The organism is Salinimonas chungwhensis DSM 16280, from assembly GCF_000378185.1.
GTDB lineage: Bacteria > Pseudomonadota > Gammaproteobacteria > Enterobacterales > Alteromonadaceae > Alteromonas > Alteromonas chungwhensis.
On the sequence record NZ_KB899387.1, the window covers coordinates 98,951 to 124,111 of the forward strand.

26 protein-coding genes are annotated in these 25,161 nt (G+C 48.3%); 7 read left to right on the plus strand and 19 right to left on the minus strand.

The window, feature by feature from the left end; all coding sequences use genetic code 11:
• Window positions 1-366: a flagellar basal body-associated protein FliL gene (locus tag F458_RS0115370; protein ID WP_018984325.1), complete on the plus strand. Its 366-nt coding sequence runs from the start codon at window positions 1-3 to the stop codon at window positions 364-366.
• On the opposite strand, the gene glpG is transcribed toward F458_RS0115370, so the two are convergent.
• The 8 genes from glpG to F458_RS0115410 all read right to left on the minus strand — a co-directional run bounded on the left by glpG (window position 363) and on the right by F458_RS0115410 (window position 9,011).
• Entirely contained in the window at window positions 363-1,217 is an 855-nt protein-coding gene (glpG, locus tag F458_RS0115375; protein ID WP_018984326.1) for a rhomboid family intramembrane serine protease GlpG, read from the minus strand. The genes F458_RS0115370 and glpG overlap by 4 nt on opposite strands.
• A 1-nt stretch (window position 1,218) precedes the next feature.
• Entirely contained in the window at window positions 1,219-1,530 is a 312-nt protein-coding gene (gene glpE / locus F458_RS0115380; protein WP_018984327.1) for a thiosulfate sulfurtransferase GlpE, read from the minus strand.
• Between the two features lie 5 nt (window positions 1,531-1,535).
• Window positions 1,536-2,558, minus strand: coding sequence for an L-threonine 3-dehydrogenase (tdh, locus tag F458_RS0115385; RefSeq protein WP_018984328.1), 1,023 nt, complete (start codon window positions 2,556-2,558; stop codon window positions 1,536-1,538).
• The gene (locus F458_RS0115390) at window positions 2,555-3,751 is read right to left on the minus strand and encodes a glycine C-acetyltransferase (protein ID WP_018984329.1); all 1,197 of its coding nucleotides are present in this window, start codon (window positions 3,749-3,751) and stop codon (window positions 2,555-2,557) included. Before F458_RS0115390 ends, tdh begins: the two co-directional genes overlap by 4 nt.
• Before the next feature lie 132 nt (window positions 3,752-3,883).
• A complete protein-coding gene (locus tag F458_RS0115395; protein WP_018984330.1) occupies window positions 3,884-6,325 on the minus strand; it encodes a putative bifunctional diguanylate cyclase/phosphodiesterase in 2,442 nt (813 codons plus the stop codon).
• A 3-nt stretch (window positions 6,326-6,328) separates the two neighbouring features.
• The gene (locus tag F458_RS0115400) at window positions 6,329-7,489 is read right to left on the minus strand and encodes a hypothetical protein (RefSeq protein ID WP_018984331.1); all 1,161 of its coding nucleotides are present in this window, start codon (window positions 7,487-7,489) and stop codon (window positions 6,329-6,331) included.
• Complete coding sequence (locus tag F458_RS0115405) at window positions 7,486-7,953, minus strand: type 2 periplasmic-binding domain-containing protein (protein WP_018984332.1); 468 nt, start codon at window positions 7,951-7,953, stop codon at window positions 7,486-7,488. The genes F458_RS0115400 and F458_RS0115405 overlap by 4 nt, the downstream gene beginning before the upstream one ends.
• Before the next feature lie 101 nt (window positions 7,954-8,054).
• Window positions 8,055-9,011 carry a glycosyltransferase family 9 protein gene (locus F458_RS0115410; RefSeq protein ID WP_083928650.1) on the minus strand — a complete coding sequence of 319 codons (957 nt, stop codon included), beginning with the start codon at window positions 9,009-9,011 and terminating at the stop codon, window positions 8,055-8,057.
• 137 nt (window positions 9,012-9,148) lie between these two features.
• Between F458_RS0115410 and F458_RS0115415 the strand changes: the two genes are divergently transcribed.
• Both F458_RS0115415 and coaD read left to right on the plus strand, forming a co-directional pair.
• Window positions 9,149-9,868: a 3-deoxy-D-manno-octulosonic acid kinase gene (locus F458_RS0115415; protein ID WP_018984334.1), complete on the plus strand. Its 720-nt coding sequence runs from the start codon at window positions 9,149-9,151 to the stop codon at window positions 9,866-9,868.
• Window positions 9,869-9,934: 66 nt separating this feature from the next.
• Window positions 9,935-10,426 (plus strand): pantetheine-phosphate adenylyltransferase, encoded by a 492-nt coding sequence (gene coaD, locus F458_RS0115420; protein ID WP_018984335.1) that lies wholly within the window; start codon window positions 9,935-9,937, stop codon window positions 10,424-10,426.
• Here the strand turns inward: coaD and mutM are convergent, their stop codons facing one another.
• The 9 genes from mutM to radC form a co-directional block, all read right to left on the minus strand.
• Window positions 10,427-11,236 (minus strand): bifunctional DNA-formamidopyrimidine glycosylase/DNA-(apurinic or apyrimidinic site) lyase, encoded by an 810-nt coding sequence (gene mutM / locus F458_RS0115425; RefSeq protein WP_018984336.1) that lies wholly within the window; start codon window positions 11,234-11,236, stop codon window positions 10,427-10,429. It abuts the gene before it with no gap.
• A gap of 11 nt (window positions 11,237-11,247) precedes the next feature.
• Window positions 11,248-11,724: a hypothetical protein gene (locus tag F458_RS0115430; protein WP_018984337.1), complete on the minus strand. Its 477-nt coding sequence runs from the start codon at window positions 11,722-11,724 to the stop codon at window positions 11,248-11,250.
• 144 nt (window positions 11,725-11,868) lie between these two features.
• Window positions 11,869-12,024 (minus strand): 50S ribosomal protein L33, encoded by a 156-nt coding sequence (gene rpmG, locus F458_RS0115435; protein WP_013786148.1) that lies wholly within the window; start codon window positions 12,022-12,024, stop codon window positions 11,869-11,871.
• Window positions 12,025-12,036: 12 nt separating this feature from the next.
• Window positions 12,037-12,273 carry a 50S ribosomal protein L28 gene (gene rpmB, locus F458_RS0115440; RefSeq protein ID WP_018984338.1) on the minus strand — a complete coding sequence of 79 codons (237 nt, stop codon included), beginning with the start codon at window positions 12,271-12,273 and terminating at the stop codon, window positions 12,037-12,039.
• Window positions 12,274-12,833: 560 nt separating this feature from the next.
• On the minus strand, window positions 12,834-14,939 hold the full coding sequence (locus F458_RS0115450) for a YjbH domain-containing protein (RefSeq protein WP_018984340.1): 2,106 nt from the start codon (window positions 14,937-14,939) through the stop codon (window positions 12,834-12,836).
• Window positions 14,936-15,628 carry a capsule biosynthesis GfcC family protein gene (locus tag F458_RS0115455; RefSeq protein ID WP_018984341.1) on the minus strand — a complete coding sequence of 231 codons (693 nt, stop codon included), beginning with the start codon at window positions 15,626-15,628 and terminating at the stop codon, window positions 14,936-14,938. Before F458_RS0115455 ends, F458_RS0115450 begins: the two co-directional genes overlap by 4 nt.
• A gap of 41 nt (window positions 15,629-15,669) precedes the next feature.
• Entirely contained in the window at window positions 15,670-16,359 is a 690-nt protein-coding gene (locus F458_RS0115460; RefSeq protein ID WP_018984342.1) for a YjbF family lipoprotein, read from the minus strand.
• Between the two features lie 88 nt (window positions 16,360-16,447).
• A complete protein-coding gene (locus F458_RS0115465; protein WP_018984343.1) occupies window positions 16,448-16,972 on the minus strand; it encodes a hypothetical protein in 525 nt (174 codons plus the stop codon).
• The gene (gene radC / locus F458_RS0115470) at window positions 16,969-17,643 is read right to left on the minus strand and encodes a RadC family protein (RefSeq protein ID WP_018984344.1); all 675 of its coding nucleotides are present in this window, start codon (window positions 17,641-17,643) and stop codon (window positions 16,969-16,971) included. Before radC ends, F458_RS0115465 begins: the two co-directional genes overlap by 4 nt.
• Window positions 17,644-17,793: 150 nt before the next feature.
• On the opposite strand from radC, the gene coaBC reads away from it, so the two are divergent.
• A complete protein-coding gene (gene coaBC / locus F458_RS0115475; protein WP_018984345.1) occupies window positions 17,794-19,008 on the plus strand; it encodes a bifunctional phosphopantothenoylcysteine decarboxylase/phosphopantothenate--cysteine ligase CoaBC in 1,215 nt (404 codons plus the stop codon).
• A gap of 101 nt (window positions 19,009-19,109) precedes the next feature.
• Complete coding sequence (gene slmA, locus F458_RS0115480; RefSeq protein WP_018984346.1) at window positions 19,110-19,697, plus strand: nucleoid occlusion factor SlmA; 588 nt, start codon at window positions 19,110-19,112, stop codon at window positions 19,695-19,697.
• Between the two features lie 52 nt (window positions 19,698-19,749).
• On the opposite strand, the gene F458_RS19725 is transcribed toward slmA, so the two are convergent.
• Both F458_RS19725 and F458_RS0115490 read right to left on the minus strand, forming a co-directional pair.
• On the minus strand, window positions 19,750-20,940 hold the full coding sequence (locus F458_RS19725; RefSeq protein ID WP_018984347.1) for a capsular polysaccharide export protein, LipB/KpsS family: 1,191 nt from the start codon (window positions 20,938-20,940) through the stop codon (window positions 19,750-19,752).
• 238 nt (window positions 20,941-21,178) lie between these two features.
• Entirely contained in the window at window positions 21,179-22,786 is a 1,608-nt protein-coding gene (locus F458_RS0115490) for a M28 family metallopeptidase (protein WP_408640339.1), read from the minus strand.
• A 269-nt stretch (window positions 22,787-23,055) separates the two neighbouring features.
• On the opposite strand from F458_RS0115490, the gene F458_RS0115495 reads away from it, so the two are divergent.
• Together F458_RS0115495 and F458_RS0115500 are read left to right on the plus strand one after the other, a co-directional pair.
• Window positions 23,056-23,382, plus strand: a complete 327-nt coding sequence (locus tag F458_RS0115495; RefSeq protein WP_018984349.1) for a DUF1820 family protein — start codon at window positions 23,056-23,058, stop codon at window positions 23,380-23,382.
• A 44-nt stretch (window positions 23,383-23,426) separates the two neighbouring features.
• Window positions 23,427-25,160, plus strand: a complete 1,734-nt coding sequence (locus F458_RS0115500) for a DUF885 domain-containing protein (protein ID WP_018984350.1) — start codon at window positions 23,427-23,429, stop codon at window positions 25,158-25,160.
• Window position 25,161: the final 1 nt, after the last annotated feature.

The following is a 25,161-nucleotide window of genomic DNA, read 5'->3' on the forward strand; positions in this document are numbered from 1 at the left end:
ATGCTGTTGAGTTCGACGGCTCACGCGCAAACAAAAGCCAATTATGCCTATCTGGGGCTGGAGCCAGACATCGTAACAAATTTTATCAGCCCTTCTGCGCGCAAACTGGGGTATGTCAGAGTGACTGTAGAGCTGATGATCAATGATGCTGACCAGCTGGAAATTGCCCAGCATCATATGCCGTTGCTGCGGGCTACGGCAATTGAAGTGTTCGGCCAGCAAACAGCTGAAAAAGTAAAGTCGCTGACTGGCCGGGAGGATATTCGGCTGGCTATTTTAAAAGCCCTGCAGGATCATATGAAACGAGAGACCGGTGCAGAGATTATAAAAAATGTGATTTTCACCAAATACCTTTATCACATTTAACCGGCTTTGCGGCGGTTGCTGCCCAGGGCAAGCAAAGCCGCCAGCAGGCAACCGCTGACCAGCCCGACAGTGTGCGCGGTATTGGCCATGTTAACCCACAATATATCGGCATAGCCGATGACCAGCCATACCAACATAAAGCCGATGATTGACCGCGGCAGGGTTAACCCCCAGGACGGTTTTAACCAGCCCAGCCACCAGATAAAGCCCAGCAGCGCATAAACTACGCCAGACATGCCACCAAAATTGGGGCCGCTCACCAGTAATTGCCCGACATTAGAAGCGATGGCTGAAACAACAAAGACCAACAGCAACATCGACACGCCGAGGGTCCGTTCTATTTGCGCGCCAAGGGTCGCCCACCACAGTAGATTAAACACAAAATGCAGGGCGCTGAAATGAAGAAAAACCGGGCCGATTAAGCGCCACCACTCGTGGGAGGTCGACAACATACCCAGCGGCTGCATCATCAACCCCTTATAGATGGTTGGAAACAACCCCAACAGAGAAAGCCCATAGGTTAAGGTGCAAACCACAAATATCAGCGCCGTAAAAGGAGCATGCCGGGCGTTGTTTTTCACAGTGTTCAAGGTACCGCCGGAGCGCCTGGGCATAGTGATTTGCTTGCCAGACTGCCAGGCCGCCTGTTGATAACGTGGATGGTTCGGTTCGCGAATAAACGCCTCACAAATCAGTTTGACCTGCTCTGAATCGGCGTCGTTTTCCAGGCTTATCTGATATTCATTATCAGATAAGGGGATAACCTGTACCGGGTGCCCCTGGTTGACCAAATAATTAGCCAACAGGTGCGCATATTTTTTATCCCGAATAGTTAAGATAGGCTGCGACACGTCAGTCAGTTACCACAGGCTGCGTTTGTTTCCATGCTTCAAAGCCGCCGTCCATACTATACACTTCTGCAAAACCCTGATTAGCAATAACCGTTGCCGCCTGTTGGCTACTGATGCCGTGATAGCAGACTACTACCACCGGCTGAGCCCGGTCGGTTTGCTGAACAAACGCCCCGAAATTGTCATTATTCAAAGGAATCGCATCAGGCATGTGACCCATGGTGAACGAGTTTGGATCGCGGATATCCACAATACGATAGGCCGACATATTGTCGGCCACATCCTGTACGCTGATATGCTTAAATTCAGACATAAATCCTACCAGTTAAGAATGACTTTACCCGACTCGCCAGAGCCCATTTGATCGAAGCCTTTCTGAAAATCATCGACATCAAACTGATGGGTAATAACCGGCGACAGGTCCAGTCCGCTTTGTAACAGACTCGCCATTTTATACCAGGTTTCAAACATCTCCCGGCCATAAATGCCTTTAACCACCAGCCCTTTAAAAATGACCTGGTTCCAGTCAATGGCGACATCAGATGGGGGAATGCCCAGCATGGCGACTTTGCCGCCATTATTCATTTTATCGAGCATATCACGGAACGCCGAGGGGACGCCGGACATTTCCAGGCCTACATCAAATCCTTCGGACATTCCGATTTCTGTCATCACATCCTGCAGGTTTTCTTTGCTGACATCCACGGTGCGCGTCGCCCCCATTTTCTTCGCCAGCTCCAGCCGGTATGGATTGATATCCGTGATGACCACGTGGCGAGCGCCCACATGCCGGGCCACGGCAGCTGCCATTGCACCAATGGGACCGGCGCCGGTAATCAGCACATCTTCGCCGACCAGGTCAAACGACAGGGCGGTATGCACCGCATTACCAAAGGGGTCAAAAATCGAGGCCAGCTCGTCACTGATATTTTCAGGTATTTTAAAGGCATTGAAAGCAGGTATAACCAGAAATTCAGCAAATGCCCCTGGCCGATTTACACCTACACCGGTGGTATTCCGGCACAGATGACGCCGGCCCGCCCGGCAGTTACGGCAGTGACCGCAGGTGATGTGGCCTTCACCAGATACCCGGTCACCCACTTCAAAGCCACGGACTTCCTGGCCCATTCCCACTACTTCGCCCACATATTCGTGCCCTACTACCATAGGTACCGGGATGGTCTGCTGTGACCATTCATCCCAGTTGTAGATGTGCATGTCCGTGCCGCAGATGGCGGTTTTACGAATTTTGATTAATAAGTCGTTATGACCAACTTCGGGTTTGGGGGTGTCCTGCAGCCAAATCCCTTTTTCGCGTTTTGCTTTTACCAAGGATTTCATTCAATCACTCCCATCTCACGACCTACTTCGATAAACGCATCGACTGCCTGATCAATATGTTCAATGCTATGGCCGGCTGACATCTGGGTGCGGATACGCGCCTCACCTTTGGGCACCACCGGATAAGAAAAGCCAATGACATAAATGCCTTTTGCCAATAGTTTATCGGCCATTTCGCTGGCTTTTTTGGCGTCCCCCAGCATAACCGGAATGATGGCATGGTCGTCGCCAGCCAGAGTGAAACCAGCTTCTTGCATACGCTTTCTGAAGTGGCCGGCATTGCGCCATAATTGCTCGCGCAGCTCGTGGCCGTCAGCCATCATATCGAAGACTTTGAGTGACGCAGAGACAATCGGCGGCGCCACAGAATTAGAAAAAAGATAAGGACGTGAGCGCTGACGCAGCCATTCCACAATTTCTTTTTTACCTGAAGTATAGCCGCCGGAAGCACCGCCCAGCGCCTTGCCCAGTGTACCGGTCAGAATATCCACCCGATCAAGCACACCACAATATTCGTGACTGCCTTTACCGTTTTCACCTAAAAAGCCGGTGGCGTGACAATCATCAACCATTACCAGCGCATCGTATTTGTCGGCCAGGTCACAAATGCCTTTTAGGTTGGCGATGACCCCATCCATACTAAAGACACCGTCAGTGGCAATTACTTTAAACCGGGCGCCATCGGCATTGGCCTGCTTAAGCTGGTCTTCCAGTGCTTCCATGTCGTTATTGGCATAGCGGTAGCGTTTAGCTTTGGATAAACGCACACCGTCAATGATGCTGGCATGGTTTAGCGCATCAGAGATGATGGCATCTTCCTTATCCAAAATGGTTTCAAACAAACCACCGTTGGCATCAAAGCAGGATGGATACAGGATGGTATCTTCGGTGCCCAGAAAGTCACTGATTTTGGTTTCCAGCTGCTTATGAATATCCTGTGTGCCGCAGATAAACCGGACCGAGGCTACGCCGAAGCCGTGACTGTCCAGTCCTTCTTTGGCAGCGGCCACAAGATCAGGATGATTGGCCAGTCCAAGGTAGTTGTTGGCACAAAAATTAATAACGTGCTCGCTGTTTTCTACCTGAATGTCAGCCTTTTGTTGCGAGGTTATAACCCGCTCTTTTTTATACAGGCCGTCTTCTTTAACCTGGTCGAGCTGTGAGCTAAGGTGTGCAATGAATGCCTCAGACATGCTTATCTCCATTGAGAAAATAAAAGCGTCATTTTAAAGAATGCGGGGTGAAGGGTACACTCTTTCCGTCAGCATGACGGGTGACAGCAGAATTTATTGTAAATAATTCGCCACACCTTAACGGTTTACAGGTTATGACGCATCTCTTTTCCATACACCCTGGGTAAGGTTTTTGTTCAGTTGGTCCCACAAGGAGGCTTCAGGAATTGGCGGGCTGAACAGGTAACCCTGCCCCTGATGACAGCCAAACCCGGTCAGCATGTCGAACTGTTCTTCTGTTTCTATGCCCTCGGCGATCACCGTCAGCCCCATGCCCTTGACCATGGAAATGGTCGAGGCAACAATTGAGCGGTCATGGGCGCTTTTCTCCATGCCTGATACAAATGACCGGTCTATTTTGATAAAGTCTGCAGGTAAGGCTTTCAGGTACCCTAATGAAGAATAACCGGTACCAAAATCGTCAATGGCGATTAAACACCCCATCGCCCGAATGGCCTCAAGGGTCGCCGTGGCGCGATTCATATCAGCCACCAGCGCGGTTTCTGTTAGTTCCAGCTCTATGTGCGCCGGCGACACCCCGTAATAATTGATCTGCTGCTGTAGATAACTCGGTAGTGAGATGTCCAGAAATTGTGCCGCCGATACGTTTATGGCGACTTTTACATCGGTATAACCACGGGCGTGCAGCTGCGCCAGACGGCTTATTGACTGAGAAATAACCCAATAATCAATGGTCATCATTAGTGAGGTATTTTCCAGTAAGGGAATAAACTCAGCCGGCGAAATAAACCCTTTTTCCGGATGGTTCCAGCGTATCAGTGCCTCCATTCCAACCAGTTTGCGTGACGGCAGTTCAACCTGCGGCTGCAATGCCAGTGAGAAATGCCCCTGCTTGAGCCCTATGCGTGCATCATTTTCCAGCTCAACCCGGCGCATAATTTTCTGATGCATGGTTTTATCGAAGATGCAGTATGCCGAACCATGCTGGGCTTTAGCTTCATACATTGCGATATCAGCATGGCGCAGAAGATCCACAGCACTGAGATCACTGTTTTCGCTAAAGGCGATGCCAATACTAAGGGAAATGTAAAACTGATGCGCATCAAACTGGATGGGCGCCTCAAACGCGCGCAATAGTTTATTCGCAACAACCTCAAGCTGCGCTTTGTTTTCTGTGCCAGAGAGCAAGATTACAAACTCATCACCGCCAAAGCGAGCCGCCACATCACTTTCCCGCAGCGGCGTGGCAAGGCGCTCAGCCGCAGCTTTGATCAGCTTATCACCCACGTCATGGCCGTGGATGTCATTGATGCGTTTGAAATCATCCATGTCCAGAAACAGTATCGCCATCGAATTGCCGGTGCGCGCGCGCTGTGAGACTTCTTTTTCCATCTGAAACATCAGCATATTTCGATTGGGCAAGCCGGTAAGCACGTCAAACATCGCCATGTTTTCAAGCTTAGCGGTGGTTTCATTCATCTTGATATCGATACGTTCCAGTTCGGCTGCCAAATTGGTGGCGGCAGACTCAAGCACATCCAGCTCGTCCGGCAAACGTGTACTACGAAAGTTGCGGCTATTGGCGGCATCACGCCTGAACTCATCATAACGATGCTCTGCCAGAAGTGGCAGACGCTGGCTCAGTGCAATAAGTTTGGTTCGTGAATGGTTGAGTATCAGGTATAGCAACAGGGCAAACGCTGCCAGCGTGACCAGTGCGCTACCTACAACCCAGTCCTGGTAATTGCGCGCTGACATCACCTGTTGGGTAATGTCCCGGGTAAACAAAATATAGCTGTCAGGCAGTCGACCATCCAACACCGGCAGCAGACTCACCAGCATCAACCGGTTGTCAAAGTCTATACGCCGCCCCTGGGCGATGAGACTTTCAATAGTGGTATCGTCAGGCAATTGTTGCAAAATATCAGTCACCCGCGCTTTATTGGTGGGGGACAGACGGCTGATGACTTCCATCGAGGCAGCTTTCTCATCGCCCCGGGCAATGGCGATGCGCTCTACATCAGCAAACCGTGACAACAGCGCCAGGATGGCTTGCGTGCCGGATGAGAAGATCAACACGGCCGGATCGTCCCCCTGTACCATGACTGGCGTCGCTACGTAACGTCGGCACAGATGTTCACAGGAGGTAATTGTTTGGGGTCTTAATTCGGTATATGCTTTTTCGCGCATAGTGCTGACAAACCCCGGCATCGCCTCTGCTTCCCCATGCAGCAGTTCACCATTTGCGGAAAACAGCCAGATATTGTCAATTTGCAAAGAGACATCCAAAGAGGCCCTGGCGCCCTCGATGGAAGCGGTGAGATCGTCCAGGGTGGCCGGCCGCCCCCCCTTAAGCCGTGCAAATGTTTCGGCCCACAACAGAATACGATCATCCAGCAGGGTACTGAGCAGCTGATAACGCCGCATGTTCAGCTGTTGCGTCGCCTGATGCTGCGTTTCTATCGCCATGTTGGACTGCTTGATCAGCAGCGAGCTGATAGTTGCGGTAATACTGGCCATCATCAGCAACACCAGCAACATGACTTTAGTGAGAAACGAAAGCTTCACCTGCATGTTTTAAAACCAGTACATCAGCTGTACCGCCCACATGCGCCAGTGCTTATCGGTGCCCCCTGCATTCATTGGGATGATACGTGTGGTGGAGCGGGCAGCACCCTCCACCCAGTGATGCTCGGCCTGTAAGCGCCAGTTGGGCGCGATGTTCCAACGCGCGCCAATAGCATAGGTATTTTCATAGCCATAATAAGAAGGTATCAGGCCCTGAGACATAACCGATAACTTATGGCCGTTAGGATCATTACGATCCAGATTAAACGTATCGTAGCTCAACAGTGCACTAAATTTAGGGTTAAACAGATAGCGCGCCTGAACATAGCCGCCTTCGCCGGTCCTATCTGTGGCGAAAGTGGGTGCATACGCACCGGAATCCAGCCGGGCTTCCTGCACCCATTCTGCGCTTAACTCCCAGAACTCACTAAAATAAATACCGGATAAAACAACACGCTCAATCTCACTTTTACCATCAAAGAAGAATTCCCGGGGTGCCGCTTCATAACGAAAATCAGAGCTGAGCCAGCTTGCACCCAGCCGCCAGTTGTAAGAAGGTGGCTGATAAAAAACACTAAACTGATGAACATAATCCTGCTCCGTTTTACCCAGAGCATTCGGACCCAGAAACGCTTCAGTATCATGGTCATCCAGCGGCGACTTACCATAACTCCAGTTGACTTCCCAGACCCCATTCCTGTCGCTGTGAGTACTTTGCACGCTGATGCCATCGCTACCCAGAGCAATATCTCTGGCGCCATCAAAATAAACCGACTGCGGAAGTATCGCGGTAGCACGAGTGTGCGGTACATCGCGACTGGCAGAGTACAGCCAGTGACGGTTTTTATATCGGCCAAGATGAATATGCGTCGACCAGTTGGCAATATGTGGCACAGCCCAGTCAATAAATAAGTAATCGACGCGCGCGCCGGCCTCATAGCGATTGCCGCCATTGAGGTAATTTAATTGTCCTACCAGAGCCAGCTGATCATGGATTTGCCAGCGGCCGTTTATACCTACTTCAGTTAGATCGGTAGTGATGTCATCATCATCAGTAATATAGTCGCTGCCCACCGACTGGGTAAGCCCTTGTGATACATAGCCGTGCCACTGCACATCCTGAGCATGTGCACAGACGGAAAAAAGGGAGAGAAAAAACAGCCGTTTCATTGCGGGTCGACCTTATCTTGCCGGTTTTCTAATAGTTCTTCGCTGGCATAGCCCACCGCACCAGGGGTGGCTTGTACTGCGTCGATGAGTGCTTCCTGAGAGACCACGACGTGCGGGGCGTCGCCTTGTCCGGAATAAATTATCTGGTTCCAGATGCGTTCTAGTTGATAAGGAAACATCTGTAGCATTTGCCGGCAAAAACGGCGATGGGTAGGAGAATCTGTTTGTAGCACAAACACATGGATTTTATTCCCGTCCTCCCAGTGCTGTTGCCTGGCGGTAAAAATGGAACGTGCTTCTGTAGGGGTGAGGTTTTGTTTGCCCACCGAAGGATGAAACACAAATTGCAGGTTATCCTCTGCAGCCCTCGCAGAGGTTACAGATAATTGAGACAGTGCTATAAGTGCAATTCCTATTGCGAAACGCACCCGTTGTAACAGGATAAACCCAAGCAGCCTGGACACCCAGCGCTTCTCCCTGGTTGTGCCGAAATTTAGCATTTATTATAAGTGTAGTTATTGTTTTCGTTTTTGCGTTACACGGTATCGGCGCAGCGCTGCTCTTTCTATAGCAATGCTGCCACTTTTTCCCATACCTGTTCCACGGTAATTAGCGACATGAGTTCCTTTCCTTTAGCACGGGTGCCCCACCGAAGCTGGTCCCATGCCTGTCCTTTTTCTTGCGCAATAGCGTCATCGTATACAGAGACAACGTTATTTAAATTATTATATGGCCCGGTACGCCGCGGATTAGAATGTGCATACAGGCCAACCACCGGCGTGCTCATGCTAACCGCAATGTGCGCCGGCCCCGTATCCGGGGCTATGACCATCTGCGCCTGGCCCAGCAACGCCGCCATCTGATGCAGACTGGTCTGCCCGATAAGATCTATCAGCTCACTTTGCGCATGATGTTTGATAGCGTCGCCGGTTTGCCTGTCTAACGGCGCAGGCCCACCACACAACACTACCTGCAGCCCCCGTTCGGCCAGGTTGTCAGCAATCTGGGCGTACCGTTCAGCCAGCCAGTTTCTTTCGGCTTTACTGGCGGCGGGGCTTATCACTACAAACCGGCCCCATGCCTGACGCTGCTCTGCAGCCCACGTGGTAGCCTCAGGTTGCAGCGGGATATCCCACTGTAACGGCGCTTCTGGTACACCGAGCTTATCGGCAAAGTCCATAAAACCTTCAAGAACATGGGCATGTTTTGATGCCGCCACGCGCTCGTTTACAAACCACCAGTGCAATTCTTTACTGCGCGCCCAGTCAAATCCGATACGACGCCTGGCGTTTATGACCCGCGAGGCCAGATTAGCTCTTAATGCGACTTGCATCATCAGCAGTGCATCAAAGGATTCATCGCCAAGTTCGGCTTTGAGTTTTTTCACGGCCGCTTTTTTTTCTTTTTTATCGAAAATAACAAAGCGAACATTCGGAATCAGGCGTACCAACTGGTATTCTATTTTACCAATAACCCAGGTAATCTCTGCGTTTGGCCACGTCTGACGAATTCGGGTCACCATGGCAGCAGCATGGGTGACATCACCGATGGCTGACAAACGAACCAGACATATTTTTTTCGTCAACGCGTCGTACCCCAAACGTTAAATAGCGTAAGCTAATCATTAGAATAGCGAATCTATCACAAGATAAAGCAAATATGCCTATCATACATCAGAAACATGGTATTGGACATCATACGTTAGTAAATACCCACTACTTGTCAAGCGTGGACACAGACGTATTTTCCCCTGAATACTGGTACAGCCAGAAAGCGGTTATCGGTGAAGCAAAGGGGCGTGGTACAACATTATTGTTAAAAACGCCTGAAAACCAAAACTGGGTGTTGCGCCACTACCGCCGTGGCGGATTAATTGGCAAGCTTTTGTATGATCAGTTTCTGTATGCCGGTCTATCCCGTACTCGCCCGTTTATGGAACTGAATCTGCTCGAAGACATGCAAAAACAGGGGCTAAATGTGCCTGTGGGGGTGGCTGCGCAGGTGCGTCGCAGCGGCATGATTTATCGGGCAGATTTAATTACGGTAAGGATCCCCGATGCCCGCGAATTACATCAGGTTATCCAGGAAGAAGCGCTGGATGAAGATATATGGCTGGAAGTGGGCCGTGCCATCAGAAAGATGCACGATGTGCAGGTATATCACCACGACCTGAATGTGAAAAATATCATGCTGGATAACGCAGGACAGGTGTGGATAATCGATTTTGACCGTTGCGCTCAACGACAGGCAAGTGGCTGGAAAAAAACCAATCTTGAACGTTTGCGTCGCTCCTTTGAAAAAGAGCGGCGCCGGACCGCTACCTATCACTGGGAGCAACATGACTGGAATACGCTGATGGTGGGGTATCGCCATGGTTAAACCGCGTTGCATCCGTTGTCATTAGGCGGTAGTGTGCCAATAACATCAGCATTTTATTCTTGAATTATGCATACCAGAGCGATTTATCCGGGGACGTTTGATCCCATTACTAACGGCCATGCCGATCTAATCCAGCGCGCCTCACAGATGTTTTCTCATGTGATAGTGGCCATTGCATCCAATCCGAGCAAAAAGCCTGTATTTTCGCTGGAGGAGCGGGTCAGACTAATTAAAACGGTTACCGGTGACCTAGACAATGTCGAAGTTCAGGGCTTTACCGGTTTGCTGGCCGATTTTGCTGACCAGCAAAATGCTACTATTCTTATCCGCGGGTTACGGGCGGTATCTGATTTTGAATACGAGTTTCAGCTTGCCAATATGAATCGCCGGCTAAATCCCAAACTGGAAAGTGTGTTTTTAACGCCGGCAGAAGAAAATTCGTTTATTTCTTCCACCCTGGTTAAAGAAGTCGCCATGCACCACGGCAAAGTGACAGAGTTTTGCCATCCTGAGGTGGTAAAAGCGCTGGCAGAACGCTTTCACGACAGCGCTACCTGATTAGCGCTGGCAGGTGGGACAATAAAAGGTATTGCGCTGACCGATGACGACACTTTTGATTGGCGTCTTACAGATATCGCATGGCGCCTGGGCCCGCCCGTATACCCGTAGTTTCTGCTTAAAGTAGCCTGGTTTGCCATCGCTTTGGGTGAAATCTTTCAGCGTAGTACCGCCCTGCTCTATTGCATCTGCCAGCACTTTTTTTATCGCGTCAGTCAGTAATTGGTAGCGTTTAGCACTGATTCGGCCCGCTGCCCGGCGTGGATCGATACCCGCCATAAACAATGCTTCGTTGGCATAGATATTCCCTACCCCCACCACGATAGCATTATCCATAATAAAGTTTTTAACGGCACCTTTGCGCTGACGCGAGAGCGTATAAAGCCGCTTATCATCAAATGCATCGGTGAGTGGCTCAGGCCCCAGATTCTGCATTTGGGCCAGCTCACTGTCGGCAGGCTGCCACAGACACGCACCAAAACGGCGGGGATCGTTAAAGCGTAAACATTTACCGCTGCCCAGCACAATATCAATATGGTCATGTTTAACCGGTTCCAGGCTGGCATCTACCACCCTTAGCTTTCCCGACATACCCAGATGCAACACAATAGTGCCAGCGTCCATTTCAATGAGTAGATATTTGGCACGACGCTTTACCTGGCGCACAGTCTCACCCACCGCCAACGCGATTTCCTCAGGCACAGGCCAGCGCATTTGTCGCTGGCGTACGATGATGTCAGTAATAGTCTGGTCATTCAGCCAGGGAGCAACGCCACGTCGACTCACTTCCACTTCAGGTAACTCTGGCATGATAAGCGCCTTTAATTGGTTGTATTCCAGGGTAAGAGTGTGGGCAAGGTAGCCTGTTTCAGGATAAACCATTGCTTTTGTGTTTTAACGTAAGTTTGCCCGGCGTGAGGATAAAACGCAAAAACCTGGCCCTGCGTTTCGCCCGCCAGCCAAACCACTGCGACATAGGGCTCCACAGAGGTAATATCCTGAGGTATTGCGTCTGCGGGGGACAATACAGCCTGTTGCCAGGCGGCGAGTTGCTTATCCGGCCCGGTGGTGCTGGTGCTTTCCAGCTGGCTTTGGCGCCAGCTTTGGCCAACGCGTTCAAGACGATATTGTCCTTGCTCAATACGTAACAGATAATCGTCCTGACTTAGCATCGGGCGCGCTTGCGGCGTTGTCTTTTCTGGGATAAATGAATCCAGATTAAACAACAAAATCATGAAAAGCATCGCGAAAATAACGATGTTATTCATGACTCTGGAGGAAATCCGGGTTTTTGCCATTCTAAGTACCTACGAGGGTTCAACGCAAAATAAAAAGTGTATAGCAATGTCCTATACAAGGCTATGGATGTTCAAATTAACCGGTTCCTTAACGCAAAAAACCCGGCAAAAGCCGGGTTTTCGTGGAGACAAAAGCAAGTTTTATTACTTGATTTTGGCCTCTTTGAACATAACGTGCTTACGCACTACGGGATCAAACTTTTTGATCTCCATTTTGCCAGGCATATTACGCTTGTTCTTATCAGTGGTGTAGAAAAATCCAGTACCTGCTGATGAAACTAATTTGATTTTATCACGCATTTTCAGGCTTCCTTAGATTTTTTCACCGCGAGCACGGATATCAGTCAATACTGAATCAATGCCGCACTTGTCGATAATACGCATGCCTTTGGCAGACAGACGCAGTTTAACAAAACGGTTTTCGCTCTCAACCCAGAAACGGTGAGAGTGAAGGTTTGGTAAGAAGCGACGACGGGTCGCGTTTCTTGCGTGCGAACGGTTATTTCCAACCGTAGGACGCTTACCTGTAACTTGACATACTTTTGACATGTATTTGTCTCCAGAACAACGATAACTGTCGCGCCAATCGATCCCACCACTTCATTAGTCACTGGGTCAAATGACGTATTACTATAAATTAGAGGGCGCATTTTATACAGTAAAGCTAGCCAAAATACAAGGTAAGCAACAAAAAAACCTGGCAAAAGCCCCTCAAGATGCGATCCCGGCTGATCCGGGGTGCGGATTCTACCGCAAACCAGCTCAGCAATGAAGCGAAAAGCCTTTTTTAACTGTTAAAACTGGCGTTTTTTTATTCGCGATCCATTTACAGCCATTGGGGATCTGTAGGTGATACTGATGTTTGTGATCTATCATAGGATCCTCGATCACGTCTACAAGTGCTACTTCTCGTATACGTTTCACTACATACACCCTTCGCAAATAGCTCAAAGAACGACATATCTTAAAACGTAAGCGCCAGCACCCCCTGAGAAATTTGGCAAAATCATCAGGTACAAAGTAAGCGTGCAACAAGACACCCAGTCAGGTCAGAATGAGAAGCTGCTTACAGGCGCTACCCCGCTAAAGTGCAGCGCCTGTCACCAAGATTACCGATAAAACGGTGAACGCGGCGCGGTAAAGTCAATGAGTCTTGAAGGACGATTCAACATCTGTCCACCATCTCGAGAGATAGGCACCCACGGGAATCGTCCACGTCCCTTCGCGGGTTTAAGCACAAATAAATCCAACGGCACCGAAATATAAAAGCCCTTGGTAAAACTGCCTTCACCGTAATCTTCTGCCGAAGCGTCGGTAAACGCCGCGTAAGCGCCTACTACAATCCCACTGTCAAAGCGTTTGGCAAAATCTATATTCACACCTTTATCTTTTGCCAGAAACTGCCCGGCACTGATTGTAAGCTGCGTATCGGGCAGAATCTCAGGGCGCCAGTACGCCGAAGCAAAACCGGTGATTACATCGTAATCAAAATAGTCCCAGTCATTTTCATAGGAACGCTGACGGGCATAATTCACATCAAAACCAAACACCAGGTTGCTATCAACCGGGCGATACATTACTTCTGCGCCAACGCCACCAAACATGGTCTCAAGATAACCAGCATAAGCCTGGGCGTACCAATTATCCGCAATTTTGTCGACCCAGCGGCCGTACAGGTCCGTCATCAGCACATCTGAGCGAGTGACATATTCACGGACGTAGGTTCGCACCCTTGGCAATGTGGAATCTGCACGGTCCAGGGTATAGTTAAACTTATCGTAGTTTTCCAGCAAGGTTGCAGAAACTCCGCCAAAAACACCGAAGTTTTCATTAAAAGAGTAAGCACCGCTTAGGATCAGCCCACCCTGATAAAGATAAAAGTCTTCCGGCCCGCCGAAACTCTGGGTCCAAAAAAAGTCTGTTGAATAACCAAAGCCGGTAACCGCTTTCGGTTCATACTCAGCCATATCAGCATCACTTGGCGTCACACGTTGGTAAGTATCCTCGATGGTCGTTTCAAGCCCTTCATAGCGGGCCACGGATTTAAACGCATCTGCGTCGATACGGGTGGTGGTCATGGGCAAGCCGTTTTGTGTTTCCACCACACGATATTCTTTCACTGTATCGGGCATCTCAGCTGCTATCAGCCGCCCTACACGTTCGGTTGCCTCCACCAGATCCCGGTACGCCCGCTGCGAACCGTAGACGGTGATACTATCTTCTGTGATGTTAGCATCGTGGATATAAAATGCGCCGTCGGCAGCTAGTTCGCGGGATAATCTGGCGCGATTTACCGTTTCCACACTCTCAGCGGATTTTGTGGAGAACAGCGACTTCGGCGGTTCATCTATTTTAACCTGACTGAAGGTGTCCATATTAAAGTTATAGGTAATACCAAAACCAACAGTATTGCCCCGCTGATAATTCAACGAGAAATCAAAACTGTGCCAGCGATAGACCGCACCAACATTCCAGCGCGTATCCTGCTCCAGCCTGCCGGCACGATCCCGGCTATAATCATTCCCTTCGAACTCCAGCTTGAAACGAAGAGGCTCCCAGGGGCTTTGGTACTCTACGCCACCAAATACCGCCATGGTGCCTTTAAAAAACTGATCATAATCTACCTTCCCACCATTTCCGGAATACCCTAACGGTCGGGCACAAAAACTGTCTTTAACCTTACAAAACGGATTGGTGATATCGTCTGCAGTACCCATATAGCCCCAGCCTAAGCCGAGGTGGAAATCAAAGGGTCCCCAGGCTTTACTGGCGCTGACATGCTCACTTTCAAAAAAGCCGGTACCGCCGAAATCACGAAAGCCCACCGATACCTCGGGCAGGTAAAAGCTTTCTTCCAGTAAACGGAATTTGACATCCAGCCCCTTATCCTTGAGCGTTTGGTCGCCACTGAAGCTTTCCACCTGGCTGTACAACCGTGTTCTGACATCGGTGTAGCGAGCGGTTGCCTCCATCCAGGGATAAAGCTGCATGCTTACCGTCCAGAAACGGTACTGATCGTTATCGGAATAGCTGATGGCCAAATCGCCCTCAGGACGCATTCTGGATGTCGGCGTCTGAATGAGCCCGGTGCCCCCCTGAACCATCTGTGAAGGGGTCACTGCTAAGGACGAGTGCTTTTCCTGTGCGTTTACCGCTGGGGCGGCCACAAGAGTAGCCACGAGGGCTGAAAGGTAACGAGGTTTGCCTGAAATCATTGAAATACTCTGTTTACAGCTAGCTCCGCAACGCGTTGATTCAGCTCAGACAGCGAAGGGGTAAGAAGATAAGAGAACACAGGAACAATTAACTGGCTGCCGGGCATAATCGAAGCGAAGTCACGGTTCCAGTACGCTGTGTCCAGGCGACGCAACTCGCCATCCGGGGAAATTACATACACAAAGTCAGGCTCTGCGTCAGCCCGTAGCGCTACCGCCTGAGTATACTGAAAGCCACTCGCCATGGACTGGTACTCATAGGTCCCGGGCATTTTTACCAAGCCGCTGATGTGTACAATATTAGGCCGGGTGGTTAAGGAAAGCTTATAGGTACCGGCCTGGAGCTGTGGATTAGCCGAAATATCCAGTCGGGCCACATCATAGTTTACCGGCACTTTGACACGTTTAGCCAGTTTCCATCCCTCTACCTGCTGACGCAAACTTCGAAGACCAATGGCCCGTTCATCTTTTGGTTCCAGCTCTACAGTCAGCGCGTCTATCAAGGCAATGACTTCAGCTCGCTGCTCTTCCACATCGACTGATAAATCGTAAAAACGGCTGGCTGGCCAATACCAGTCCTGGGTCATGGCGACCGGTGCCAGCACTTGTGCAAGACGCACCGGCTCACTGTACCGATATTGCTGACCATTGATATCAACTTTAACACTGGCCAGTGCAGTGTGGCTCATTATCACCATGCAGGCGATACATAAAACTCTGAACATAGACATTATTGCGACTCTTCAAGTAACCGGGCAGCGCGGCTTAGGTAGGTCATCTCAAAACGGTCCGACTGCGGAGTCAGCTTGACAGACGCGCGCAGTAAATCACCATTCTGACGGCTTATCCAATACGTATTTTTCCAGCTCAGTCCGGTTTCGATATACGGTGTGGTTTTGGGGAACGAAATCGTTTCCTCAATACGTTGCACCGCAAATTGTGATGACAAAATCGAGATACGGGCTTCGCCAGCGACCAGCCACTGACTGCTTACAGGCAAACCATAACCGACACCCTTGATATCCACATTACGCGACCAGTCAAACGCCAATGGCAAAGGCTCGGCCAGAGGGTTGTCGTCCAGATTGCCGGTATACAATAGGTCATTATCAAGGCCATGGGTGGTCACGATGACACCATGATGAATGTGAAGCTGTGCTTTATCGGCAGAAACCCACTTATTTCGGCCATTTTCAATAAATGCCAGCGCCATTACTGCTGGCGCTCTTTCGCCACTTTTTACCTGCAGCAAATCAGCCTGGCTGGCCCTTACCTGGTCGACGGACAGTGTTACAGGTTCATCTGATGCAAGAGCTAGCTTAATAGTATCGTAATAGGCCCGGTTGGTAGAAGAACATCCTGCCACTGCCAGACACAGCAGTGCAGTCGAAAACACGTTGAAAACAAATTTTATATTCATGAAGAGGCGTGGCTTAAAGACAAAATCCAGAAGGGATAAAACAAAAAAAGCCGCACCAAAGGAGCGGCTTCAAACAAACTGTGGCAACTTACAAAGAAGGCATGTAAGTGAAAGTAACAGCTGTCATTGTAGTACCAGTAACAGTACCGGTAACACTGGTTACAGTATTAGTTGTGCCAACACAGAAACCGTCAGAGTTTATCTCGTCGTCGCCGTTACATGTTGGAGTCGGCTCTACCGGATCTTCAATGACGTCGCTTGAACCACGGTTGTTACTAATTACTGCCGCGGCGATACCCGCTGCAACAACACCTGTTGCGATAGTGCTAGTTGCAATACCGCCTGTAGCAGATTCACCAGAAGTGTTTCCGCCAGCCTGATCCTGAGCTGTAGCAGAAAAAGCTAAGCTAGCACCAATTAATAATGAAACTAATGACTTTTTCATAATGGTCCTTACAAATATCCATTGACTCATTATGTTAAAGCATTTGATCGATGCTGACCATACTTTAAACAATAATTCGTCGTAATTATCAAAAATCCGTCCCCAGCCGTTATAAAAAAGCCGGTCAGAATTTGACGCACTGCCAGTATAGCTGGGGTTCTTTATCACATCAATCCTTGCTGCGATAAAGACACCACATATCCCTGGCCAACAATAAAATGATCCAGCACGCTTATATCCACCAGCGCCATGGCTGCCTTGATTTCTTTGGTCAACGCAATATCAGCACTGCTGGGATCCGCGATCCCGGACGGGTGATTATGCACTAAAATGATCGCAGCGGCATTGTCTTTTAACGCTTGTTTCAATAATTCCCGCGGATAAACTGCGGCACTGTCTATCGTGCCGCTGAACATTCGTCGAAAAGCAATAAGCCGATGCTGACTATCGAGCATCAATACCGCAAATATTTCTTGCTCTGCGGTCATCAATTGCGCCCGCAAATAACGACTTACCTGCGTTACATCACTTAATACGTTTTTTTGCGTCAATGGTTCTTCATACATACGCTTAACCAGTTCTTTAGCAGCCTGCATCTGACAATACCGGACGACCCCTACCCCGGGCACCGCACAAAATGTATCCACATCGGCATTGAGTAAGCGCCCTAATGTGGCAAACTCTTTAAGCAGATAGTGGGAAAGCTCTGTCACGCTGTGCTTTTGTGTACCATTGCTTAATAGTACCGCCAACAGCTCTGTATTCGACAACTGCTCGGCCCCTCGCTGCAACAGCTTTTCCCGTGGCTGGTCACTTAGCGGCCAGATGGCAATGGTCATGATTGTTCTCCCAAATTGTTTCTTTATAACCAGCCCGATGGCGCGTGGGAACTGATCCTTGAACAGGTTTTCAGCACGCGGCAAAATCTACCGATTGAAGCGTGTCCGTGATAGGCTTACGCCATTACTGGCCTACAGTTGCTTACACTTATGCATTTATCAGGAAAAAATGTTTTGCTGGGTATCAGTGGTGGAATTGCCGCTTACAAAACCCCGGATTTGGTCCGCAAACTGACTGCATCAGGCGCCAATGTCCGAGTGGTGATGACCGATTCTGCCAGCGCTTTTGTCAGCGCAATGGCGTTACAAGCGGTATCCGGGAACCCGGTTCATAACTCCCTGTTAGATCCAGCCGCCGAAGCCGCAATGGGGCATATTGAGCTGGCCAAATGGGCAGATATTTTGCTGATTGCCCCTGCTACCGCCAATGTAATGGCAAAACTGGCCTGTGGCCTGGCAGATGATCTACTCACTACATTATTTTTAGCCACTAAAGCAGACGTCTATCTTGCGCCGGCTATGAATCAACAGATGTGGGCCGCCCATGCTACGCAGCGTAACCTGACTATGCTTGAAAATATGCAGGTAACTATTATAGGCCCGGCGGCGGGTGAGCAGGCTTGTGGTGATGTAGGCGCCGGCCGGATGACTGAACCCCAGGAGATTGTTGAACACATTCATGGCGTCAAAGCAGGCGAGCAGGCTGCTAACCTGGCCGGTAAAACCGTTATGATCACTGCCGGACCTACACAGGAGTCGTTAGATCCGGTTCGTTATATCTCTAATCACAGTTCAGGAAAAATGGGCTACGCTGTCGCGCTGGCAGCAGTCGAGGCCGGCGCCGACGTGATTTTGGTAAGTGGCCCGGTTACGCTGCCTGCGCCAGTGGGTGTAAAGATCGACTATGTCACTACAGCGCAGCAAATGCATGATGTTGTTATGGCGCAAATTGACCTCGTAGATATCTTTATCGGTACCGCAGCAGTAGCGGATTACCGTGCAAAAGTATTAAAAGATAATAAGATAAAGAAAAAGGGTGAAGAGTTAACGCTTACTTTTGTTAAAAACCCTGATATTCTTAAAAACGTAGCAGCGCTTTCTGATGCCCCATTTACCGTAGGCTTTGCCGCTGAAAGCCAGGATGTGGAGCATTACGCCAGATCTAAACTAAAAAACAAAAAGCTGGCGATGATTGCTGCCAACAATATAACCACCAGCGGACTGGGTTTTAATAGTGATAAAAATGCTCTGCATGTGTTTTGGGAAAACGGAGACAGGCAACTTGGCCCCGCCCCAAAAAAATTGCTGGCCCAGGAGTTGTTAGCGCTGATTAGTGAGCATTATAAAAATAAAATATCAAACTGACTAACAGTTGGCCGATAACAAACACTCTAAAGAGATCCTGGCTATTAGCCGTATTTTACAAGGAACGGGCGCAAGCCCAAAGCTGAGGAATTACACGCGTTATGCCTGCTGTTAAAAAGACCAATCGTCGTGCTCAAATCCTTCAGGCACTGGCCGGAATGCTCGAAAGTAATCCCGGCCAGCGTATTACAACTGCCAAGCTAGCGGAAAAGGTAGGCGTATCTGAAGCCGCGCTCTACCGCCACTTTCCCAGCAAAGCGCGGATGTTTGAAGGCCTGATTGATTTTATTGAGGAAACTCTGTTTTCCCGGATTAATAAGATTCTGAATGAAGAAAAGGATTCGCTGGCTCGGTGTCAGATGATTTTGCATTTACTGCTTGGATTTGCTGAAAAAAATCCAGGTATCAGCCGTATTTTAAATGGCGATGCTTTGCAGGGGGAGCAGGATCGTCTGCGGGCCCGGATTGCCAAACTGTTTGAGCGTTTGGAAACCCAGTTCAAACAGGTTTTACGCGAGCGCAAACTTCGTGAGGGCCGCGATTTATCGGCTGATGAAGCCGTTCTGGCTAACCTTTTTGTATGTTACGTAGACGGCAGAATCAATATGTTCATACGCAGCGGTTTTACCCGCAAGCCTACAGAACAGTTCTCTGATCATTGGTCTTACTATCGGCAGTCATTTCTTTAACCAAAAAAAGCGCTCTGTCTGAAGCGCTTTTTTTCGGCGGCCTGACACTGCATTAATTTTTGGCCTGAAGTTTTTGCCTGCGCAGAGAATCAGACAACGTATCTTTTTGTAGCAGGCGCTTAGTTAATGCATCCACATGTTTATGGTCGATATTTTTCCATGAGGATGGAATCGTATAATGATCATGCATGAAATTCAGAAAACCGCATTTAATTTTCGGATCAGCACAGGGTTGATCTGGATGATTAAATACTTCTATCATCTGTTCTTCAGATTTGACTTGTTTGCTCACCCCTTCTATCCCATAACATGCTTTGCCCAGTACTATTACGGGTTTGCCTAATAACAACGCCTCAAGACCGACGGTTGAATTAATTGTCATTACTGCGCAAGCCTGCTCAATAAGTTTTTGGGTATTGCATTGATTTGCAAATAAAATACGCTTATTTTGATGATGCAAATTATCGTGTCGAACAGGCTCAGAAGGATGCTCTTTAATTACCACATATAAATGTGGATCGTTGACCTGCTCCAGAACATTAGATATGTGCCAGTACAGCTGACGCATGTTCCTAATCCAGGGGGAGTTTGAAATAATCTGGCTATCAGTTTCAACCTGAAAGGGTACAAAAATATACCGTTTGGGCAGCGAGTCAGATGATAAGCCTTCGGCTTTGTCTCGCACTGGTTTGCGTGCCACTAATTCCTGAGGTAGCGGTTTCTGGTCATAAAACTGAAGATAAAACTCTCCGATTCTGGGTAATGAATTTAGACAGTTTACCCCTGACCAGTCACAGGTTGTGGTGTGTGGTAATAAACCATTTTCAAAATAAACAATTTCTTTGCCCAATATTTTTGCTGCTTCAGCAATAGCCGAGCTGGGTAGCTTTTGCCCATTCCACACGCCAACCACATCGGCGTTTGCTTCATCAATCAACGCCGCACTTTTTACCACTTCAAGCTTAGTCAGAAAGTGACTTATACGCTTAAATACAGGCCATAAAAACGACTTATATAATTTGGGATGCTTACGAGATTTTTTAATAAGGTGAGGATGTAAGAGGGTTTCTATATCGGCATTTTGCGTAATATTCAGATAGCGCAAAAAACCTGGTCTGAAAAGCTCTCTGTTCAGTTTGATGACAGTAACATTAAGCGAAGACGCGTCCGCGAACGCTTTGAAATAGTTAATATGAGAGCTACCTCTGGCAATAAAAACAAACTTTTTATGCTGCTTTCTCAATCACATCTCTCCTTCACTTTACCTGGAACTCTGCTTATAATTTTTATTCAGATATCCATAAGTTGTATACTATACAAGAATAATCTTAAGAGTGTACAAACTCATCCAACTTTATTGTTATCAAGAGGTTCGATGTAAGGGTTAACACTATATAACATGGTGGTTACAAAAAAAGCAGCGCAAAGCGCTGCTTTCTAACGAGGTTCTGCGTATTAATTAATACGATTAAACGCCTTTCTTATTTACCAAACGTGGTGCCAAAAAAGTCACCATCATTCCACGTTGGTGCTTTTTCCTGCGTTGCCAGGGTAAAGCCAATCTGCGCATTTACTTCTGCAAACGTACGTGCTGCATCCCAGTTAAAGTTCTGATTGGTATCATCGCTGGGCATATGATAGTGCGTTGATAAAAACTGACCAAATACCTTCGAGCCGTCAACTTCTGGATCTTTAGATTTCAAACCGGGAACCAGGAATACTGACGGGACGCCCTGCTTAACAAATGCATAATGATCAGAGCGTGTAAACAGTGCCTGCTCTGGCCATGGATCAGGGCTCAACTCAATACCGGCATTGTTAGCCGCTTCAGTGACCGACGCTTTCATATCACTGTGGCTGGCGCCAAATGCAATAACATCTGCAAACTCGTAGGTGAGAATCGGCATGTCCAGATTTACATTGGCCACCATCTTATCAACCGGCACAGTGGGATTATGCGCAAAGTAATCTGCACCCAATAAGCCTTTCTCTTCACCGGTTACAGAGACAAACAAAATAGAGCGTTTAGGTTTATTTTCCATTTGGCTGAACAGACGTGCTGTTTCCAACATAACAGCCGTACCGGAGGCATTATCCATAGCGCCATTATTGATATTGTCTTTTTTGACTGTTTTGGCAAAGCCAATGTGATCGGAGTGAGCAGAAAAAACCACATACTCATCTTTTAACTCAGGATCTGAGCCTTCCACTGCGGCCACCACGTTCGGGCTGGTGATTTGAGAGTGCTTGCTTTGCTTTTGCAGAGAAATTTCACCCGGGATAGCAAACCCTGGCGGCGTTTCGTCTTTTTCAAGCATCGCATAGATTTCGTCCAGACTCATTTCGGCATTGTCGAATAATTGACGCGCCGCGCCTTCACTTAAAAAAGCAGACCCTTTTAATTGCTCAAACGTATTCGCCGGCTTATCGTTTTCGTCCAGCCAAGCCAGACGCGGTGTGTGGATATAGCTTAAACGGCTTTGATAGGGACGCACTTTTTCTGCTGTGGGGGTGGTCACTGAAATCATACCAATGGCGCCATTATCGATAGCATACTGCGCTTTCTGACTACCAGAGGCGAGGTGAGCGCCCATTTCACTGGGAAATGATTTTGGCTTACCTGACAAAATCACTACAATTTTGCCTTCTACATCGATATCTTTATAGTCATTGTGCTCCAGCTCGTCAGCAATGATGCCGTAGCCGGCAAAGACCATTTTACCTTTAAGGCTTGATTGAGTATCAAGTAAATCCGGACCGGTAAGGTATTCTTTTGGATATTTAAGCTCAGTTTCACCTTTATCTGTGGTTAACGTTAAGCTCGGAGATTCCTGGACCAGAGTCGCTTTTCTGAAATCTACAGCTTGCATGTAGCCATCGGTGCCCATAGGCTTAAGACCGTACTTGGCAAATTCTGTAGCAATATAGAGCGCAGCTATATCGTGACCACGGGAGCCGGTATCACGGCCTTCAAGCAAGTCATCGGCTAAAAAAAACAGATGGGATTTGATTCGATTAGTGTCGGGGGAAAAAGCAACATCTTGCTGCTTATCCTGGGCCAGTGAGACTGTGCTCAGGGCAGAAACCATGGCACCAATAATTATTTTTTTCATCATAGTCGTTAGGTATTTTCGTCTTATTAAGAATGAGTATGGTATATCAGCCAGATAAAATGACCAGTGTTGTCGCCCATCCTTCATCTGACATGGGTGTAAACTGATGGATTATTTACTGACAGGATGGAGCATTGTTGATTTATGCTACGTCAGCCAGTTAAAGATGATCACTGGCTTAATTACGTGAAATTTTTCAAACCATCCCCATTTAATTAGTCTGTTTAAATTGCATGTCATAGATTATGAGTAGTACCGACCTTTTATACAAAGTACAGTTTGTCAGCAATGGTGAGCGTTACGAAGTGTATGTTAAAGAAATTAGTCAGGGCAGCCTCTTTGGCTTTATAGAAATTGGTGATTTTGTCTGGGACACTCACACCGGTATTGTTGTGGATCCTAGTCATGAGAAGCTTAAGGCTGAATTCTCTGATGTGACAAGCACCTATGTTCCCATGCATAATGTGTTGCGAATAGATGCTGTAAAAAAGCAGGGAAGTGCCAGTATTACCCGACTGTCAGATAAAGTTACCGCATTTCCCGGACCTATCTATACACCAAAAAAAGATTAAACTGAGCCGGCGTATTCCGGTTCAGGCAACTGCGGAATACGTCTATGCAAGCTTTCTATACTGTTACACGCTTAGTTCTTCTGTCTTTCTGTCTGGTTACTCCGGTTTCCCTGGCACAGCAAAGCGAAGATGCGCGTCTAAAAGCACTCACTGAGACCATCTGGGAATATGAATCAAAACTCGACGAAACCGTGCCGGCAGACATTTCCCCAGACGCATTGGCCAGCCAGCATAAGCAATTTTCAGATTACTTAGCGCAGCTTGAAAAAATTAATAAAGACACATTATCAGAGGCATCGCGGATCACGCTGCTGATGCAGCAGTACCGGCTCAATAATCAGGTTGATCAATATAAATTTGGCGCCTATAAAGTGCCCATTACCTCTGAGTATGGTTTTCACAACGCCCTGGCTGCCCTGCCCGGTCAGATGAACTTCCAAAATGTTGAAGATTACCAGGCATATCTAAAACAGTTAAAAGGTATTCAGGCCTATGTAGATCAGCAAATTGCTTATATGCAACAAGGGCTTGAAGAAAACTACACCCAGCCTCGTGCAGTCCTGGAAGGCTATGAAAAAAGTATTCAGCCGCTCATCGTTGATACTCCCGAACAAAGCAGCTTTTATGCACCCTTTAAGGCCATGTCACGCTTTGTGTCACCGCAACGCCAGCAATCTCTGCAGGCCCAGGCCCAAAACATTATTGAAAATCAGGTGACACCGGCATTTCAGCGTTTTTATACGTTTATGACTGATACCTATATTCCCGGGGCACGCCAGGATATCGCCGCAAAAAGTTGGCCTAATGGTGAGGCGTATTACCAAAACAGAATTGAACACTACACGACCACGCAAATGACGGCTCAGGAGATTCACCAGCTTGGCATAAGTGAGGTAAAGCGCATTCGTAAGCAAATGAAAGCAATTGTGGAAGAGGTTGAATTTGATGGTGATGTAGATGCATTCATACATTTTTTGCGTACCGATGAGCAATTTTATGCTGATTCAGCAGAGGCTTTACTCAAGGAAGCTGCATTTATCGCCAAAAAGGCCGATGCTCAGTTGCCCCGGTTTTTTGAGAAAATCCCCCGCAAACCATATGGTGTAGCGCCCGTTCCTGAAGATATCGCACCTAAATATACGACTGGCCGTTATATTCATGCCAGCGGTGACACCCAGGCGGCTTACTATTGGGTCAATACTTATGCGCTGGATAAGCGGCCACTTTATGCTCTGCCTGCCCTCACGCTGCATGAAGCCGTGCCAGGCCACCATCTACAGATTTCGCTGGCTGGAGAAATGACTGACCTGCCCCCGGTCAGACAGAAAACTTACATCTCCGCTTTTGGCGAAGGCTGGGGCTTATACTCAGAATTTTTAGGAATTGATATGGGCATATATGAAACCCCCTATGACCACTTTGGCCGCCTAAGCTATGAAATGTGGCGGGCTTGCCGCCTGGTGGTTGATACGGGCATGCATATGTTCGGTTGGAGCCGCCAAAAAGCCATTAATTATATGATGAAAAATACTGCCTTGTCTGAGCACAATATTAAAACTGAAGTAGATCGATACATCTCATGGCCGGCCCAGGCTTTATCCTATAAAATCGGCGAGATAAAAATAAAAGCGCTGCGTGAGAAAGCAGAAAACGCATTGGGCGAAGATTTTAACATTCGTCAGTTTCACTCCGCAGTTCTGGAACACGGTTCTGTACCTTTGTTTATTCTCGAACAAAATATCGAACGCTTCATCCAGGAACAACAAGCAGGAAAATAGT